Annotated in this window: 15 protein-coding genes and 2 pseudogenes; 5 read left to right on the top strand and 12 right to left on the bottom strand. The window is 56.0% G+C overall.

Annotated features, from left to right (window positions below; translation table 11 throughout):
• Positions 1 to 614, top strand: a pseudogene (locus ACR0DG_RS19665) (integrase core domain-containing protein); the annotation flags it as partial.
• Between the two features lie 56 nt (positions 615 to 670).
• Here ACR0DG_RS19665 and ccmI read toward each other — a convergent pair.
• The 4 genes from ccmI to ACR0DG_RS19685 are packed head-to-tail and all read right to left on the bottom strand — an operon-like array spanning position 671 to position 5,212.
• Positions 671 to 2,077: a c-type cytochrome biogenesis protein CcmI gene (gene ccmI, locus ACR0DG_RS19670; RefSeq protein WP_480700056.1), complete on the bottom strand. Its 1,407-nt coding sequence runs from the start codon at positions 2,075 to 2,077 to the stop codon at positions 671 to 673.
• Positions 2,077 to 2,538 carry a cytochrome c-type biogenesis protein gene (locus ACR0DG_RS19675; RefSeq protein WP_480700057.1) on the bottom strand — a complete coding sequence of 154 codons (462 nt, stop codon included), beginning with the start codon at positions 2,536 to 2,538 and terminating at the stop codon, positions 2,077 to 2,079. The genes ccmI and ACR0DG_RS19675 overlap by 1 nt, the downstream gene beginning before the upstream one ends.
• 8 nt (positions 2,539 to 2,546) lie before the next feature.
• A complete protein-coding gene (locus tag ACR0DG_RS19680; protein ID WP_480700058.1) occupies positions 2,547 to 4,526 on the bottom strand; it encodes a heme lyase CcmF/NrfE family subunit in 1,980 nt (659 codons plus the stop codon).
• Positions 4,523 to 5,212, bottom strand: coding sequence for a Crp/Fnr family transcriptional regulator (locus tag ACR0DG_RS19685; protein ID WP_480707293.1), 690 nt, complete (start codon positions 5,210 to 5,212; stop codon positions 4,523 to 4,525). Before ACR0DG_RS19685 ends, ACR0DG_RS19680 begins: the two co-directional genes overlap by 4 nt.
• 269 nt (positions 5,213 to 5,481) lie before the next feature.
• On the opposite strand from ACR0DG_RS19685, the gene ACR0DG_RS19690 reads away from it, so the two are divergent.
• The 4 genes from ACR0DG_RS19690 (at position 5,482) to ACR0DG_RS19705 (ending at position 11,031) form a co-directional block, all read left to right on the top strand.
• A complete protein-coding gene (locus ACR0DG_RS19690) occupies positions 5,482 to 7,833 on the top strand; it encodes a hypothetical protein (RefSeq protein ID WP_480700060.1) in 2,352 nt (783 codons plus the stop codon).
• Between the two features lie 63 nt (positions 7,834 to 7,896).
• Positions 7,897 to 8,274: a Rap1a/Tai family immunity protein gene (locus tag ACR0DG_RS19695; RefSeq protein ID WP_480700061.1), complete on the top strand. Its 378-nt coding sequence runs from the start codon at positions 7,897 to 7,899 to the stop codon at positions 8,272 to 8,274.
• Positions 8,275 to 8,588: 314 nt separating this feature from the next.
• On the top strand, positions 8,589 to 8,831 hold the full coding sequence (locus ACR0DG_RS19700) for a glycine zipper 2TM domain-containing protein (RefSeq protein ID WP_480700062.1): 243 nt from the start codon (positions 8,589 to 8,591) through the stop codon (positions 8,829 to 8,831).
• 271 nt (positions 8,832 to 9,102) lie between these two features.
• Positions 9,103 to 11,031 carry an amidohydrolase gene (locus ACR0DG_RS19705; protein ID WP_480700063.1) on the top strand — a complete coding sequence of 643 codons (1,929 nt, stop codon included), beginning with the start codon at positions 9,103 to 9,105 and terminating at the stop codon, positions 11,029 to 11,031.
• 71 nt (positions 11,032 to 11,102) lie between these two features.
• Here ACR0DG_RS19705 and ACR0DG_RS19710 read toward each other — a convergent pair whose 3' ends face one another.
• The 8 genes and pseudogenes from ACR0DG_RS19710 to ACR0DG_RS19745 form a co-directional block, all read right to left on the bottom strand.
• Positions 11,103 to 11,291 carry a 3-keto-5-aminohexanoate cleavage protein gene (locus ACR0DG_RS19710; RefSeq protein WP_480700064.1) on the bottom strand — a complete coding sequence of 63 codons (189 nt, stop codon included), beginning with the start codon at positions 11,289 to 11,291 and terminating at the stop codon, positions 11,103 to 11,105.
• Positions 11,292 to 11,375: 84 nt separating this feature from the next.
• Positions 11,376 to 12,491, bottom strand: a complete 1,116-nt coding sequence (locus tag ACR0DG_RS19715) for a saccharopine dehydrogenase family protein (protein WP_480700065.1) — start codon at positions 12,489 to 12,491, stop codon at positions 11,376 to 11,378.
• Entirely contained in the window at positions 12,488 to 13,138 is a 651-nt protein-coding gene (locus ACR0DG_RS19720; protein ID WP_480700066.1) for a DUF4166 domain-containing protein, read from the bottom strand. The genes ACR0DG_RS19715 and ACR0DG_RS19720 overlap by 4 nt, the downstream gene beginning before the upstream one ends.
• Before the next feature lie 92 nt (positions 13,139 to 13,230).
• Positions 13,231 to 13,848, bottom strand: a complete 618-nt coding sequence (locus ACR0DG_RS19725) for a GbsR/MarR family transcriptional regulator (protein ID WP_480700067.1) — start codon at positions 13,846 to 13,848, stop codon at positions 13,231 to 13,233.
• 385 nt (positions 13,849 to 14,233) lie between these two features.
• A pseudogene (locus ACR0DG_RS19730) lies at positions 14,234 to 14,395 on the bottom strand (sugar phosphate isomerase/epimerase); the annotation flags it as partial.
• 18 nt (positions 14,396 to 14,413) lie between these two features.
• Positions 14,414 to 14,722 (bottom strand): putative quinol monooxygenase, encoded by a 309-nt coding sequence (locus ACR0DG_RS19735; RefSeq protein WP_480700068.1) that lies wholly within the window; start codon positions 14,720 to 14,722, stop codon positions 14,414 to 14,416.
• A 3-nt stretch (positions 14,723 to 14,725) separates the two neighbouring features.
• The gene (locus ACR0DG_RS19740; protein ID WP_480700069.1) at positions 14,726 to 15,700 is read right to left on the bottom strand and encodes an ABC transporter permease; all 975 of its coding nucleotides are present in this window, start codon (positions 15,698 to 15,700) and stop codon (positions 14,726 to 14,728) included.
• A gap of 1 nt (position 15,701) precedes the next feature.
• On the bottom strand, positions 15,702 to 17,276 hold the full coding sequence (locus tag ACR0DG_RS19745; protein WP_480700070.1) for a sugar ABC transporter ATP-binding protein: 1,575 nt from the start codon (positions 17,274 to 17,276) through the stop codon (positions 15,702 to 15,704).
• Positions 17,277 to 17,363: the final 87 nt, after the last annotated feature.

Consider the following 17,363-nt stretch of genomic DNA (forward strand, 5'->3'; position numbering starts at 1 on the left):
CACCGATGCCCAAGGCTTTGAGACCCGGCGAGCACTGGTCTCTGGATTTCCTATCCGACACTTTCGCTGCATCCTGAAGGTTCCGTATCTTGACGGTGATGGACGATGGTTTCCGCGAGGAACAGTGCCCGGTTGCAGACGCACCGATCTCTGGGGCAAGGTTGGCACGCGAACTGGATGTGCTTTTGCGTTTCTACGGAAAGTCACATAGCATTGTCTCGGAAAATGGGGCGGAGTTCACCAGCCGGGCGGCCCTTAAATAGGCAAACGACAACGAAGTCGTCTGGCACTACATCGTCCCCGGCAAGCCGCTGCAGAACGCCTTCACCGAGTCATTCAACGGAAGCTTACGCGGCGAACGCCTAAGGAAGAGATGTTGGACAATTTGGATGATGCACGGCGAAAGCTGGCGCTCTGGCGGTAAGACTACAACAACGTCAGACTACCCTCATCGATCGACAACCAAATGTCCGCAGAAGCGCGCTGGAGGCTTGAGCAATTTGAAAGCCCCGCGCCCGGCGGACTTGCCCAAACTGATGACTAATAATATGAAACCGCACCCGCAAACGCTAGTTATGAGTCTGGCAGCAACAGGGCGCCGGTCACTGGATTAGCTTGTTGTTGCCACTTTCGTGGCTAAAATTGCCAAAGGTAAGACGTCACGAAAACATCAATCTGCACCCAAAAGACCCTGCGTCTGAGATTGGATCGCCTGCATGACGCGTGCGTCATTGGCGAATACCGCATTTGCCTGCTGTGCTGCTTCAAGGGCCTTTTCGTTCTGACCAAGCGTCGCGTATGAGCGGACCAGCATAACCCAACCGTCGGGGTCGTTTGGCTGGGCCTCTAGCCTTGCGGCCAGACCCGCAACCATGCCTGCGATCATTTCGTCGCGTTCGGTCTGTGTTAGGTTTGATGCGGCGGCCACATCCTCGTCGGTCGGACCGCGCGGCGACGGGGGTAGCAGGTCTAAACCCAACTCGATCTCGACCTGGGAAATGAGATCCAGAACGAAGGGGGCCGCTGCAAAATGGCGACGGGCCGAGGCAATGGCTTCGGTTGCCCCTTCGGTGTTGCCCTGTTCGGATTGGGCGCGGGCCAATGCAATCCAGCTTTTGTGGTCCATCGGATCTGCGTCGAGCGAAGCGACCAGTGACTCGACTTGCGCCGGTTCCGTTCCGCTTTGGCCGGAACCTGCAATCTCGGTTGTTGTCGCATCGGGCAAGTACATGGTCACGTCGACCTGAAGGAAACGCGCCATGTTGACGATGTCGCGTCGAACCAGTGGCATCCAGGGCGCATCAGGTGCGGAATCCTTTGCCAGCAAGGCCCAGTCATCGATTGCGTTCTGGAAATCCTGCGATTGCGCTTTGGCCAAGGCCACATAATACCGGGCTCTTGGGTCGTCCTGTTCAACGGCCAGTTGCTCAAAGATAACGCGCGCGGCCGCGGGGACCTTGTTGCCGTTTGCCAATGTCATCGCCTCGGCGTATGCGGACAGAACCGCGGGTCGACCTTCTGCAAGATCAACGGCATGGCGATATGCATCGGCCGAGGACGCGTGATCACCAACCGCAGCATAAGACCGGGCCAGCATCCACCAGGATTCAAAGCTTTCCGGTTCGTTTTGGGTGCGTTCAATCAGCAGTTGGATGCGGCTGCCAATGTCTCCGGCATCTGCGCGGCGGATCATCTCTTCGGTTTTGCGCTCAGCCAATGGCATATCAGGTTGTTTGGGCGTCCCGATGCCGAAATACACAGCGATTGTCGCGGCACCTACAAACACGGCCAAACCCGCAGCCGTCACCAAAGAGCGCGGAGAGGACAGGAATCCAGCGTCCAGCCGACGCGCGGCGCTGAGAGCGCGGCGTTCGATCTCCATCTTGGCCGAGTCGCATTCACCTTCGCTGATTTGACCGGCTTTGAGGTCTCTCTCTAACTCGTCCAACTGATCGCGATAGATGGAAATTGCGCCATCCGAACTGGTCATTTCAATCGACCGCGCCCGGAAATAGGGGCGGGCCATCCACACCGCTGCGACAGCGGTGATCAATCCTGCTGCGAACCAAAACTCCATCACCCAACCTCGCTTTTCAGAATGCGTTGAGCTTCCGCTCGTGCGGCGCTGTCCAAATCAGCGGCGCCTTTCGTCGTTTTTTTCCCACGCAGATAAAACGCGGCTGACATCGACCCAACGACCAACAGTAAAACCGGGGTCAGCCAGAGGATATATGTGTAGGTTTCGACTGGCGGTTTCATTAGGACGTAATCGCCAAATCTTTCCTGCACATAGTCAAGAATTTCCTGATCGCTGTCGCCCGCAGTTATGCGTTCTCGCACCACGACGCGCAGATCCTTGGCGATCCCGGCGTTCGAGTCGAAAATCGACTGGTTCCGGCATTTCAGGCACCGAAGTTCCCGGCCAATCTCGCGCGCCCTTTCTTCCATCTTGGGATCGGCGAACATTTCGTCGGGGTCCAAGGCGAAAGCGCCGGTCGCAAAAACGGCTAGAAAAACGGAAAGAATAAGACGTTTCATGTCGCCTCCTATTCTGCTGGCGCGATGGCTTGACGGCGGCGGCTGGCGGGTACGCCAACACGCAGACGACGATCGGCAAGGGACACCAGTGCTGCGAATGCCATCAAGGCGGAGCCAAACCACATCCACGGAATGCCGGGGTTGTAATAGTACCGGGTGACAAAGCCGCCATTTCCGTCAGGGTCACCAAGCACGGCATACAGATCACCGTGCCACTTGGTTTCGATCCCGGCTTCGGTGGTCGGCTTTTGTTCGACGGGGTACCATCTTCTTTCTGGAAACAGCACAGTGACCAGCTCACCGTCACGCGTGATGCGGACCGCGGCAATCGACGTCTGGTAGTTTGCAACGCGCCTGTTTTCGATATCGAGCAGGGTGAATTCGTACTGGCCGACCGAGACTTCTTCGTCAATCGCGACGGTCTGGATGCTCTCATGGCTCCAAAGGCTCACGGCCACAACGCCCGCTGCTGCGATAGCCAGGCCAAGATGCCCAAGGTAGAGCCCCCAAGCGGACAGAGGAAGCCCGATCATCCGCCGAATAGCGACATTGAATTTCGCTGATCCAAACCCGATTCTGCGACCCAGATCCAAGATCGTTGCAACAGCCAGAAAGCCGGTCACGAACACTCCGAAAATACCAGCAATACCGGGATTGCCGAGCAGCACGATGACCGCCACGGTACCGGCAAGCCCGACCGCGGCCGAAATGCCTGTGCGCTGTAAAACGTCCGGAACCCGAGCCCGTTTCCAGCTTAGGAATGGGCCAATCCCTGCTGCAAACATGGTGATCCCGAATATCGGCAGGAAAGTTCTGTTGAAATACGGTGCACCAACCGTGATCTTGTCGCCGGTTATGACCTCTAGGGCCAAGGGATAGAGCGTGCCGACAAAGACAACACCGGTTGCCACGGCGATCAGAACGTTGTTCGCCAAAAGCCCGGTCTCGCGGGAAACGATTGAAAACACGCCGCCTTCATCCAAATCGCTTGCGCGGAAGGCAAACAACGTCAGCGCGCCTCCGATTGCGATCGACAGCAACAACAGAATGAAAACGCCGCGTTCAGGGTCGGTGGCAAAGGCGTGGACAGATGTCAGGATGCCAGACCGCACCAGGAACGTGCCGATCAGTGACAGTGAGAATGTCAGGATCGCCAGCAGCACCGTCCATTTCAGCAGCGCATTGCGTTTCTCTACAACGATTGCAGAGTGCAGCAACGCGGTGCCAATCAGCCAAGGCATGAAGGATGCGTTTTCAACGGGATCCCAGAACCAGAAGCCGCCCCAACCCAGCTCGTAATAGGCCCACCACGAACCCAGTGCGATTCCAGCCGTCAGGCCGGACCAGGCAAGCAAAACCCACGGGCGCATCCAGCGCGCCCAAGCAGGGTCAATGCGTCCCGTCATCAGGGCAGCCACGGCGAACGAAAACGCGGTCGAGAAACCCACATAACCAAGATAAAGCAGCGGTGGGTGCAAGGCGACGCCGATGTCCTGCAACAAGGGGTTCATGCCTTGCCCATCCAGCGGCGGGTTGGGAACACGTTCGAACGGGTTTGACGTGATCAGTATGAACAGAAAGAACCCCACGCCGATCATGGCCTGAACGGCCAAAACCCGGGCGCGCACCTCAATCGGAACTGTACGCCCGAAGACCGAGATCAGGACACCGAACAGGGCCAGCATCAAGACCCACAGCAGCATGGACCCTTCGTGGTTAGCCCAGACGCCTGTCACCTTATACAGCATCGGTTTGGCCGAATGCGAGTTCAGCGCAACGGTCAGGACAGAAAAGTCAGAAACCACAAACGCATAGGTCAATGCCGCGAAGGCGGCGGAGACGGCCAGAAATTGTACCTGCGCTGCGCTGTCGGCCACCCGCATCCCCGAAGCTGAACCTCGTCTGATGGCAACAAGCGGGACGATTGACTGGACCAATGCGGCGACCAGCGCCAAACACAGGGCAAAGTGCCCAAGCTCGATAATCATTCGGCAGCCTCCACTAAAGATATGTCGGGTCGAAAGGTTTCAGGACCTGGAATTGGAACGGGCAGGCGACGCGCAATCGCCTTGGCATCGGACAGAACGAACTCGCTTTTGTTCAGAAACTTGACCAACCCGGACTTTTTGATCCGGCTTAGGATGCGGCTGACGGTTTCTGAATTAAGGCCCAGATAGTCGGCAATATCCTCGCGCGACATTTTCAGTCGGATAACCGGGTCACCCGAATGATGCGCCATCTGACGCGACGCTGTTTCGGCCAGAAACATCAAGACGCGTTCATAGCTGTCCAGACGGCCAAGCGTCGTCATATGCTGTTGACTGCGTAGCAAACGGTAGTGAACCAGTCGAAAGCTCTCGGCCAAAAACTGTGAGTGTTTGCTCAACTCCACGGCAGAGGCCGACAGGTTGAGATCGCAGATCAGGCAGGGTTCAAGCGCCTCCAGCCAGCTGGATCGCCCGGGCCCGGCCATGCTGCTGCAAATAAATTCACCGGGTTCCTCAATGCCCAGAATCTGCCGCCGCCCATCTTCGAAAACTGTGCAAGTCGCGGCGGTACCTGTCAGCACAATCCAGAACCGCAGGCACTGAGATCCCGAATTGGCCTCAATCCGGTCACCGCGCTCCAGCGTTTGAAAACGCGGTGAAACCGCTGGGCTATTGCAAAAGCGCACGGGGCAACTGTGCCAAAGGCTACAGCCGCAATCGGCGCTCTTCCGAGAAGTGCGGGCCGAAAACTCCATCGGTTCCTCGCGGTGGTTTAGGGTACCCGCCGAGCATTGATCAAATGCGCGTGACTGACTTTGAGGTAAATCAAACTGAAAAAATGCTTTTTCGAAGGGTCCGCCGACGAAAAATGAAATTTTCTGATTTTTGTCAGCGCGCCGGTTCTCACACGATCGTTACCCTTAAGTGACCGGTAGCCACTTCGGGAGTGAGTCTCGTGAGACGCTTAATAGCCACCTTATTTTTTTCAATGACCTTTGCGGGATGGGCCGCAGCTCAGGATGTGCCTGAACAAGTTGACCCTGAACGCGCGGCAGAATTGGGATGCCTTTCCTGCCACGAAGGTATCGAGGACTTCACCACTGGCGTGATGATGGACACGATCAAAGCTTTGGGGCCTGACTATAATGACCCCGATGGATGCGTGGTCTGTCACGGCGGTAATCCACAGGGCCTGACGGCTGAAGAGGCGCACACCGGAACGCCGACCGATCTGGCCGACGCAGGTGGCCCGCACACATTCTATCCCGACCCGGGTGCGGTGTGGATCGCGGACAAGTCCTGCGGACAATGTCACGACGGATATTCCGAGCGTCTGATCAAATCGCTGATGAACACCGAAGCCGGGAAACTACAGGGCAACCTGTGGTCATGGGGCGTTCTGGATACACGACGTTCGGTATACGGCAACTATACTCTTGTCGACGAAGACGGCTATGAGCCTGCCGTCGGTACGGACGCCTATAAAGAATACATGCTGGCCTATGCCGAAGCACATCCCGATCAGCTGCCACCGTCGATGGAGCAGGTGCCGGACGTGGACGTTGATGCAATTGCCGAACATCCCAATATGGCGGGTATCACCTATTCGCGTCAGCAGTGTCAGCGTTGCCACGTAGGCGTAAATGGGCGTGAGAAACGCGGTGACTTCCGCGGTGCCGGGTGTTCGTCTTGCCACGTCCCTTACTCGAACGAGGGGTTCTATGAAGGCGGCGATCCGACAATTGCCAAGGATCAGCCGGGTAAATTGCTGACCCACCAGATGCAAGCCAGCCGGAAATCGGTCGTAAAGCATGGCGATCTGGAATACTCGGGCATCCCGACTGAGACCTGCGTAAGCTGCCATAACCGTGGTAAACGGATCGGTGTCAGCTATCAGGGCATCATGGAGTTCCCATATGGCTCGCCCTACAATGAAACGGGCGGCAAACAGCCCAAGCTTCACACCAAGAACTACCTCTATATCAAAGAAGACCTTCACCATGCGGTTGAATCCCGTGAAGGTAACCCCGAGGGCGGTATGCTCTGCCAGGACTGCCACACGACCGTCGATATGCACGGTGACGGCAACCTGCCGGGAACCACGCTGGCCCAGGTCGAGATTGAGTGTGAAGACTGCCACGGCACCGTCAGCAAATTCCCATGGGAATTGCCGCTGGGCTATGGCGAAGAATTCCAGTCCACTTTGCCTGAAACACCGCGTGGTCTGACCGATGAATTGACCGACGAACAGTATTTTGCCGAAGTCTATGACGAAGAGGACGGTTACCTGTTGACCGCACGCGGCAACCCGTTCGGCAACGTTGTGAAACGCGGCAGCAAGGTCATCATGCACTCGGCCAGTGGTCTTGATTTCGAGGTCCCGGTTCTGGCGCAGATCGCCCGTGACGGAACATGGAAGTCACCCAACGCCAAAGTGGCCATGGGCAGTGTCAATCAGCACATGGAAAGCATGGAGTGTTATGCATGCCACGCTGACTGGGCACCGCAGTGCTATGGCTGCCACATCACAGTGGACTATAGCGAAGGCAAAACCGACGTCGACTGGATCAAAAATGCCAACGACCGGCTCGACAATGGTCTGACCGCCGATGCTCCGCTGGGCACCAATGGTCTGACAAGCCCGGGTAAAGTATCGGAAACTCGCAGCTATCTGCGCTGGGAAGAACCAACACTCGGTATCAATGGCGAAGGTCGTGTCAGCCCGCTGATGCCCGGTTGTCAGGTTATCACGACTGTGATCGACAAGGACGGCAACACCGTTGTTCAGAACGAAACCTGGATGACCCCGGATGCCGGTGGAACCAAGGGCCTGGATCATGCCGCAGTGCAACCGCACACCGCCGGTCGTGAAGCCAGAACCTGCGAGAGCTGCCATAACAACCCCAAAGCACTTGGGTACGGCATCTCGGGTGGTCGCTTCCTGCAGAACTACGACAAAGGGTTTGTCGTCGATCTGAAAACAGAAGGTGGCGATGTGATCCCGCAACAGTCGCAGTTCCAGTCGGTTCCGATCCCGTCGCTTGACCATGATCTCAGCCGTATCGTGACCGAAGAAGGTGAGCAGCTGGTAACCATAGGTTCACACTGGGATCTGACAGGCCCGCTGCCACAGGAAATGCGCGAACGTATCGAGCGCACCGGCCTGTGCATGGGATGTCACCAGAACATGACCAACGAAGAGCTCTGGGACCAGGTGAACTCTGAAAAGTTCGTCAACAACGTCGAACACCAAGGCGTCATGGATCAAGCTCTCCACGCGTTGGCCGACAAAAAGTCTGACAACTAAAGACGATATGCCCGCTTCCAATCTTTGGGGGCGGGCAACTCAACACATTTCGAGGGATAAGCTATGCGCCCAACGATCCTGATTTCCGCAACCCTGCTTTTGCTCGGTGCACCGGTCTATGCCCAGACAAACGGAGCGGCGCCCGGATATTCTGCCGCGGACCTTATGAAACCCTGCCAAGATGCCGACAACGACGCGCGTGATGGTGGGCCCGCCGAGACTGAGTGCGAACAATACCTTATGGGCTTTGTGCAGGCGCTGAATGTTTCGGGCCTGTCAGGTGCAGGAACCGAAATTTGCCCACCCGAGGTTAACACTGCAGACGAAGTTCGCTGGGCCTATATTCGCTGGATTTACGGGGACTTCAGCAAGCGCAAGGCGATGCCTGCATCGCAGGCGGTCATGGGTACGTTGGTGGATACATTCCCCTGTTCCCAGTGATTTCCTACAATACCAAAAGCGCTGGGTGGCCTGAAACGCCTTGTTTACCCATCCAGTGCATTTCCAAATGATATTCCCGACTTCCAGATCCGTTTCAGACTGAAACCGGCATTGAACGGGATCACAGCCCACTCATCCCTAAGCTCGGTTAACTCAAAGCGTCCTATGGATCATGGGGCGTGGGCTAAATGCCGAAATTCATTCGTTAAGATTAGATTAACGTTCATTTAATACGGGCGTTTGAACCTTGTAGGAAAAGCATTCTCAAACCAGCTAGTAGGGTAACCCATCTAGTAAATTGAGAGGCGATCAAGATGAAGAAGGTAGTACTCACCACTATTCTTGGTGGTTCATTGTTTCTGGCGGCATGCGGCGCGCCAACAACCCCAACTCAGGCTCAGGTACAGCACGATGCGCGATGCGCGGCGGGTATTCTGGGCGGTGCGGCCCTTGGCGGAGTGGTCGGCAACCGGTTCGGTGGCGGCACAGGCAAGACCCTGTCCACGGCGGCTGGCGCTGGCCTTGGGATGTATGCGGGGCAGTCGGCCTGTTATTGAACACGGTCAACCCGCGAATTTTTCCGCAGTACGAAAAACCCTTGGGGCCGCAAATGCAGGGCGGCCCCAAGGTACCTTTGGCAATTCCCGCGATACCAGAGAATGAATTCAGGTTTCCAAGAAACGAATTCTTTTCGAATTGAAGATTTCTAATGTTAGAATGTCTTTGCTGAGTGGCCGTTTGCTTTGCCGCTTACGAGAGAAATCGTGACGTGCACACGACGCGATGACTTTCCGACTTTATTTTGACGCAGATTTTGGGATTAGACGGATGTGTTTCAAGCTGTTCAAGTCAACACTCACCGCTGCCATTTTCATTTCAGGTTCTTCGGCTGCTCAGGATATTGCCGACACGATTTATACCGGCGGTCCGATCCTGACGATCAATGATGCGCAGCCGAACGTTGAGGCCGTAGCTGTAAAGGATGGACGCATCCTTGCAGTGGGCGACCTGACTGAAGTTATGCGCAATCAAGGCGACACGACCGAGCTGTTCGACCTGGCAGGCCGGACCATGCTGCCGGGGTTCATAGACAGTCATGGGCATGTCGTGTTTGGGGGATTGCAAGCACTGTCTGCCAATTTGCTGGCTCCACCGGATGGCGACGTCACCGATATCGCAAGCCTTCAAGACAGGCTGCGCGTATGGGTTCAGGAAAACACCCAAGCGGTCGAACGCGCAGGCGTTGTTATTGGGTTTGGTTATGATAACGCCCAACTCGCCGAGTTGCGGCATCCAACCCGCGAAGATTTGGACGCGGTGTCGACGGACCTGCCCATTATCATTGTGCACCAATCCGGGCATCTCGGGGTCGCCAATTCCAAGGCGCTGGAACTTGTGGGTTTTGACGCATCCACACCGGATCCTGCCGGTGGTGTTATTCAACGAGACGCAGCTGGAGAACCAAACGGAGTTCTCGAGGAATACGCGTTCTTCGGCGCGCTTGTCCCAATTCTGGGTCAATTGGGCCCAGAAGCCTTGTTGGCATTCGCCGAGGCCGGCGCGGATCTGTGGGCGAGTTTCGGCTATACGACCGCTCAGGATGGGCGGTCCTCGGCAGAAGTGGTCGAGGCGTTGAAGGCTGTGGCAGGCCAAGGCAAGATTGCAATTGATGTTGTCGCGTTTCCGGATGTGTTGGAATCCCGGGACTATATCGCCGAGAATGCTTCGCCAGATTACACAGACGGTATCCGTGTCGGTGGCTGTAAGTTGACCATTGATGGTTCTCCGCAAGGGTTCACAGCGCTTCGGGATCGCCCCTATTACGACCCGGTGGGCGACTACCCAGCAGGCTATGCCGGTTATGCAGCGGTCACGATGGAACAAGTGCAGCAGGCCGTGAACTGGTGCTACGAAAACGGCTTGCAGATCATCACGCATGCCAATGGCGAAGGCGCATCGGATATGTTGATCGCGGCGCTGGAGGCTGCGCAAAACAAATACGGCGATCCGGGAAATCGCCCGGTTCTGATCCACGGTCAGTTCATACGCGAAGATCAGGTGGATGCTTACAAGCGTCTTGGCGTGTTTCCGTCGCTGTTCCCGATGCACACCTTTTATTGGGGCGACTGGCATCGTGATCACACGGTCGGACCGGTCAACGCGGAAAACATATCCCCGACAGGTTGGCTGGTGCAGCGTGACATGATGTTTGGCTCACACCATGACGCCCCGGTGGCCTTTCCGGACAGCATGCGCATACTTGACGCTACCGTCACCCGGCGGACCCGTTCCGGAGACATCCTTGGGCCGCATCAACGTGTTGACGTCATGACAGCGTTGAAGGCTTTGACAATCTGGCCGGCATGGCAGCACTTCGAAGAGGATCAAAAGGGTTCCATCGAGGTCGGAAAGCTCGCGGATTTTGTTCTGTTGGCTCAGGACCCAACGTCTATTGATCCCGAAAAGTTGGATGAAAACCGGGTCGTCGCCACAATCAAAGAAGACGAAACGATCTACGCCGAAGGAGTACGCGAGGGGCGCTTGAACTATAGACCACTCGGAAACGGCAGCGATCCCTACGCTGATTTCCTGCGGTCGTTTGCAATCGCACAAGAGATGCGAAAATCGCCAAGTGCCCTAAGCCGTATGAGGCCGTCAGTTTTATCCCGCGCGCCGCATTCAGGCGCTTGCGTAGTCCGTACCATTGGCGATATTGTCACGGCATCACTTGTTGCGCCGACCGTTGGTAACGAGTGATTTTTGCTGTGAAAGACAGGTTAATGTAACTGCAATATCTCCAGACCGAAGGCAAACTCCCGCGAAAAACGTCAAAACGAAACGCGGTCACCACCTTTGAGATCCGGAATCGCGCGCGCTTCATTCGGAGTGGCCACAATACTTTCCAGATCTTCAACAATACGACGGATCTTGCTGACTTGCTGCGCGTTGCTCTCAGTCAGTTTTCCGCGGGATATGAACAGGTTGTCCTCCAGCACGCCCCGCAGGTTACCGCCCATCTGACTAGCCGTAGTCCCAAGCGCCCCGAACAGACCAACGCCAGTTATTGCCGATCAGCTGTTCAGCGGTGAACTTCATGAAGATCAGGTTGTCGGCCTTAGGCTACACGCAATCGTTTGAAACAGGTCCGTTACCTCAACGCGGATATCCAAGTCCGACATAGCATTTTCAACCAGATGTTTTGGCAGCTCTGCCAGACAAGGTCGCGCGCCCGAAACCACGGTATTACACTCTCGCAAGATCGCTCGACACATTACGCCGGGAACGAACGGGCCATGCCCGTTCTCTGCAATTAGTGTCCATTTCCGCGTCACGTCGTGCCCGCCCAGCTTACCCGAAACACTGACTTGCATGCCGCCACGGTCGCTTCCAAGCGGATAAAGCGCTTGCGAAAGCAGGTAGAGAGCAGAATACCCCCAGCCCGGCAATTCAAAACGCCCGTATTGCCTTAGTTTGGCCAGGAGTTCCAAGGCCCAATTCATTACTGGAAGTTCAAGGCCAGCGTGGAACCTAACAGTTTTCGCGCCTGTCTTTTCGGGCAGGAGTGTGATGTCTGGAACCTCGACGTTGAATCCAGCGCGCGTAAAACCTTGATCAAGTTTGTACAACTTGCGATCCGCCCAACCCGTGACTGTTTGCCAGCTGCCATCAAGCCACGTTTGATAGGGCCGGCCTACGCCGTTCACGATACTCTTGATGACGGACATACCTCTGGGCGCGCGATTTCCCGGCAGGATGGCAATGTCGATCAGGTCGACTCGGTCCATAGGCTCGATCAGGGTATCGACGATGCAAGAAGATAGTCCAGGAACACTTGAGGCACCGGATAGTACGAAAATGCCTGCGGCTTTCGCTTGAGTGTTCAACGTGACGATACCTTTGGTGAACGAAGCACTGTCCGACAGATCAAGGTAGTGACAGCCGTGGTCGATGCAGAGTTTCGGTAACTTATAGGGGTCTGTGCCGTAATGTTGAAATGGCCCGGCGGCGTCTATGACAACGTCTGGTCGCACTTTGAAAAGACTCTGTGGCGCTTTGTGGACGTCCATTTTTAGGATTTGAGCACCTAAGGCTTTAGCAAGAGCACGGCCCTTTTCAGGGCTCCGTCCAGCCAGCCAAAGCTGATGCCCATCGCGAGCCAGCAACCGGGCTGTGAGAGACCCGAAAACACCGTACCCTCCGATTACGACGACCTTCACGACCGCACGCTCCCGACGACTTCGGCATCGTTAAAGATTGCGTCTTGCCAGATGAGTTCTCCAAAAAGAGGATGCTTCAGTTCCAAAGTAAACCGGAACTGACCTCTGCCGAGTTCTTCGTGGCCTGCCACAAGCCCTCCTGGGCAGACCCATCGAGGGAGCTTCAGCCGTCGTCGCCCAATTTTCAGGAAGTATCTGTCACTGATAAAGTAAAGGCCGGTCTTTGTACTTTTCAGCTTCAGAGAAATACCGATCCCAAAGCCAATGTATTCTTCCAATCCAGTTGGTCCGGCAAATCGCTTGGAGCTGCCGATCATTTGAGGGAACCCAGAGGCCCTGCCGTATTGTCGTATCCAAAACTGCCCACCGGTTGCTGGGTCTTCAGTAACCGTAACTACGGCAGGTCGGCCAACGGACGTTGGATCAAATGGCAAAGGCGCCCCAATTGCGCGAAAGACAAAAGCAAGCACACGCCCGGCCGCGTTCATACGCATCTTGGTCACGCGACCTTGATAGGCCAGGCTCGCATTACCCAAGAGACGTTTGCTGAAACGATGTTTTATTGCATCAGGAAGGATGGCCCATGCGGCCGTTCCCAGCAAGTTTTTGAACCGATCATCCCGGCAACTTGCTGCGTCGATGGTCATTTGCACCGGCTTATTGCCAATTGAGATGGGCCTTTCTTTGCATATGTACATTCTGTTTCTTCCGTCATAAGAGAAATATATAGGTAAATTTTTTAGGTGCTCTTGTTGCCTCCGCCTAAGCTGAGAAGAGAAACGATTCTGGTGCCCATTTTCATCAAAAGCACCAATTTAGAACGGGGTACCGTCAGCATGTCCTGAAACCATGTGTCCGCAACCGTCAGGAACTCTTCCATATCTTGCATGCGCCGTAAGGCGGTAGGGTCTAGTCCATTTTCGGTTTCTGCCTGAGATACGCAAGCGCGCAACGCTTGTGCTGCCGGGTCAATCTCACGCTCTTTGCGCCCTTGGGCTATACGGACGCCCATTTCCCAGACATCAACTTCGGCCTCATAGTGCTCTCGCCGATCTCCTGGAACTGGGACACGACGAATAAGTCGCCAGCTTACCAACTCTTTTAGTGAGTTTGAGACATTGGAGCGTGCAATCCCCAAAGATTCCGCGATCTGTTCGGCATTGAGAGGTTTGGAGTTGAGATAGAGAAGCGCATGAATCTGCGCCACAGAACGATTGACGCCCCATTGATTGCCCATATCACCCCAATAAAGAATAAACTGGTTGGCTGCGTTGGATTTCGTTATGTCATTAGTTTCTGTCATGACAGAAATATCAGTTAGATCGCTTTGAAGATCAAGACCTATTTCATCACGCAAGCTCTCGCCGCAGCGGTGATAAGACTTTCTAAATTCTGCAGTAAACTTGGTTCAGAATTGACGTACCATGTCCGTTTTGACCGACTGAAAGCTGTGCAAGTAACTCACGTTAAGCGCAGATAGAGTACCTGCGAACTGATCGGTATGTAAAACTACTTGGGTTCTTTTTAACAGAAAGGGATTTTGAATTTTGATTTTTGGACGTTCGTTAAAGTGGGCTTTCACTGCCGATCACTTGGATTTGTCGTTCCATCAGCTACGAAACCGGCGGTAGAAGGATATAGTTTTATGTTCCCTTTTCTATTGATTGCCACGGAATTGTCACCTTCTACTTGCATATGGTTCCAAAGATGCAGAAAGTCACACTTTATTTGAGGCAAATATTGGCGGCTTTATCCAGATCGAACAGCCGCCCGTCAAATGTCGGGATCTGAACCGCCTTATACCCCAGACCCGCAGCCCAGCCCGCAATCGACCCCAGTGTATCAAACGGAGCCGCATCATCCGCAAACTGCGCCAAAAACAAACCCGGCCCTTTAATCGCCATACCCTTGAGCCTTTCCGATCAGGACGCGAAGTCGCTGAGCATATTCAGGTGCCGGATTTCGACCGGACGCGACAGCAGCTCTCCCTGACGGTCGAACAGCGGCTTGAGGTGCGGTTTGCGCAGGTGCTCGTCCAGATCCTGTTGGGTGTTCCAGTTTTCATAAAACACGAATACGCAAGGGTCCTCGGAATCCGCATGGAAATCGTAGTTCAGACACCCGTCCTCGGCGCGGGTCGGCGCGACTTGCGCGGCGAGGATCTCTTGGAGTTCCTCGCGGGTTTCGGGCTTGGCCACAACGGTGCCGATAATTGTGCAACCTGGGATCATTTTTTAACTCCTCTTTTGGCTCAGGGCGACGGCGAGGATGATGATCCCTCCGCGCGCGATAAGTTGTTGACTGAATTCCAGACCCATCAGGATCAGACCGTTGTTGATGAGGCCAATCATAAGGGCCCCGACGATGGTTCCGATCACGGTTCCATAGCCGCCAAACAGGCTGGTCCCGCCCAGAACGGCGGCGGCAATGACCGACAGCTCATCGCCTTCGCCCAGTTGAAACCGACCTGATTGTAGACGTCCGGCGTAGAGCATCCCGGCCAACGCGGCGGCCATGGATGAGATGATGAGAACCTTGAATTTCACCGCGCTGGTGTCGATGCCCGAATAGCGCGCGGCCTGCTCGCCCCCGCCAGTGGCCAGAACACGGCGGCCAAAGCTGGTGCGTTTCAGGGTGAAATGACCGATTACACCCAGAACCAGCATCCAGATCGCCAGCACCGGCACGATCCCGATGGACCCGCCCCCGAACAGCCAGGAATAAGCAGGCTCAATGATCGGCACAGCCGCTGTGTCGCTGATCCACATGGCCACGCCCTTGGCGATCCCCATCATGGCCAGTGTTGTCAGGAAGGACGGGATGCCAATCCGTGTGGTCAGCAAACCGTTGAACACGCCGACCGCGATGCCGGTTGCAAGGCCCACACCGATCCCGAAGAACATGCCACCCGCGTCGATGGCCATTGCCACCGTGACTGAGGTCAGACCGGCCACGGCACCGACGGACAGGTCGATCTCGCCACAGGACAACACAAAGGTCATGGCGATGGCCATCACGGCGATCATCGCGGTCTGACGGATGATGTTCAGCAGGTTGGTGGGGTTCAGGAACCCTTTGTCATGCAGCGTCAGCGCAAAGATCAGAAAGATCACAGCAAAGCCGATATAGATGATGTTCTGACGCCAGTTGGCCATGATGAATTTGCCAAAGGCGCCGGTGGGTTTCTGGGCGGTATCGTTCATGGACATGTCAGGCTCCTACGCTCTGCAGTTTCAGGGCGTCCTGTATGAGGAGTTGAAGTTTCTGTTCGGCGGCCTGCAACTGATGCGCGGCATCGTCGGCAGGCAGGTTCGGGTCATCCAAATCGTGGCGGTTGTGCATGCTGGCGATGCGGCCATCACTCATGACGGCAATGCGGTCGCAGGCGGCCAGCAATTCGGTCAGCTCCGAGGAAATCATCAGAACGGATTTCCCGGCGCTGGCCAGCACGCGCACCAGCGCGATGATTTCGGACTTCGATCCGATATCGATCCCAGCGGTGGGCTCATCAAGGATCAGGATGTCGGGATCTGCCGCCAGCCATTTGCCGATGACAACCTTTTGCTGATTGCCGCCCGACAAGGTGGAGACGGCATGATCGCGTGAGGCGGTCTTGATGCTCAGGTCGTCGATCTGCTGATCGGCTGTATTGCGCACTGCCGCGTTGTTGATGACGCCCTTGGCCGAGACCTGATCCAGAACCGAAAGGGTGATGTTCGACGCCACCGAGTGTGAGGCGATCATACCTTGGGTCGCGCGCGCCTCGGGCACCAGAGCGATCCCCGCGTCAATGGCATCGCCGGGTTTGTTGATTGTGACGGGCCTGCCGTCGACGACAATCTCTCCGGCGGCCAGCGGTTCCATCCCCGCAACCACCCGCGCCAGCGACGAACGCCCCGAACCCAGCAAGCCCGCCAGCCCAACAACTTCACCCCGCCGGATCGACAAGGTGACATCGGTGGGTTTATGCGCGCCTGTCACCCCCCCGAGTTCCAGCAACGGTGCGCCCAGTTCGACGTGGGTGCGTTCCACATCGCTCAGGCCTCGCGACCGGGTGCCGACGATGTATTCAATCATCGTATCAATCGGCAGGTCTGACAGAGGGGCCGTGATGATGTGCCGCCCATCCCGCAGAATGGTGGCCCGGTCAGCGATCCGTGCGATTTCGTCCATGCGGTGACTGACGTAGATTATGGCGACACCTTGCGCCTTGAGCTTGCGCAGGAAGGTGAACAGGCGTTCAACGTCTGACACCGACAAAGCGGTTGAGGGTTCGTCCAGCACTAGCACCTTAGCGTCCTGACTGATGGCCTTGACGATCTCGGTCAATTGCCGTTGCCCTGCCCCAAGGTCGGCAACCAGACTGCGTGGGTTGACATCGACCTCAAGCATATCAAACAACGCGCGGGCTTTGCGTTCCGCCGCGCGGTCGTCGATCAAGCCCATGCCCGATTTCGCCTCACGCGTCAGAAAGACGTTTTGGGCAACGGTCAGCGATGGGATCAGGCTCATTTCCTGAAAGATCATCGCCACACCCGCCGCGCGCGCGGCTTCGGGCGTCAGGTCGGTCATGGTCTGACCGCAAATGGTGACGGTCCCATGCTCGGGCGTGTGCACACCGTTCAACACTTTGAGGATCGTGGATTTCCCGGCACCGTTGCCGCCCAACAGGGCGTGGATTTCTCCGGGCAGGACCTGAAAATCCACACCTACAAGGGCTTTCACGCCGCCAAAGGTTTTGTGGATGTCCTGAAGGTCAACGGCAGGGGTTGGGTCAGAGGTCATGGGTTTCGAGCTGGTCCGGGATTTAGCGTGTTTGGTGCAGCACTATAGTTGCTGCACCGATGTTCGTTTCCAAAAAAGAGAGGCCGG

It is taken from the genome of Ruegeria sp. BG8, from assembly GCF_056538325.1.